Raw genomic sequence first — 1028 nt, 5'->3', positions numbered from 1 at the left:
CGGTGTCCTCGGGGGGTGCTGCGGCGCACGCCCGCGGTCGCGCAGCGAGCGTGTCGATGCCGTCCCGGGTCGCCGCGAAGGGCGGACGGGGACGCCCCTCGAGGGCGGCGGCGACGGCGAACGCGGACGAGGAGGGGGTTGACACGCCCCGCAGCGTACCTGGGCGCGTCCCGCCGACCGGTACCCTCGCAGGGTGAGCAGCTCGGGCGGACGCGTGGCGAACTGGCTGGTCGGCGACCAGCTGGCCTGCGTGCTGCACCTGGGCGACAGCTCGCTGGCCTACCGGCTGGCCGACCTCGGGCACGAGGTGACGATCTGCTCGCCGGACGCGCGCCACGTCAAGCACGACCAGGTCGGCTACGTCCGCGCCGGCGGCGACCGCCTGCCGTTCGTGCACGACGCGTTCGACGCCGTGGTCGTCCCCGACCTGCACGACGCGCCCGTCGCGCTCGCCGAGTACGCGCGCGTCCTGCGCCCGTCCGGCGTCGTCTCGACCGTCTCGCACGCGTACGACGACTCGATCCCGTGGCTGCGACGCCTGCGCGAGATCGTCGGCGTCGCCCCGAGCCCGGTCCCGACGGCCGACACCCTCGCGGCGTCCGGCCTGTTCCTGGAGGCCGAGACCGAGCAGTTCGCGGCGTGGGAGAAGCTCGACCTGGCCGGCCTGCTGGCCTTCGCCCGCGAGACGATGGACCCGACCCGCGGCGAGGCCGCCCTGGCCGAGGTGCACTCGCTGTTCCGCACCTACGCCGAGCACACCGGCTTCCTGCGCCTGCGGCACACGACCACGGCCGTCCGCGCCCGCGTCGACAAGGCCGCCCTGCCCGAGCAGGCGCCGCCGCCGGACACCCTGCTGCTCGACTTCCGCTGAGCCCATGACCGAGGTGCTGCTGGCGCTCGGGGTGGCGCTCGTCCTGGTCCTGGCGCTGCTGCTCGTGCGCCGCCGGCTCGCCGTGCGCAGCCAGGCCCTCGGCTCCCCCGCCGACCGGGCCACCTACCTGACCCTGCACCGCGTCTCGCTCACCGCC

Annotated in this window: 1 protein-coding gene; it reads left to right on the top strand. The window is 75.8% G+C overall.

Annotated elements, in window-relative coordinates; translation table 11 throughout:
* Positions 1–193: 193 nt before the first annotated feature.
* A complete protein-coding gene (locus tag AC2W7G_RS17065; RefSeq protein WP_485869490.1) occupies positions 194–871 on the top strand; it encodes a class I SAM-dependent methyltransferase in 678 nt (225 codons plus the stop codon).
* The last annotated feature ends 157 nt before the right edge of the window (positions 872–1028 follow it).

Source organism: Aeromicrobium sp. PFPM2_SD2 (genome assembly GCF_057364525.1).
Note: the sequence above shows the minus strand (reverse complement) of the source record. Positions and strands in the feature narration are given on the sequence as shown.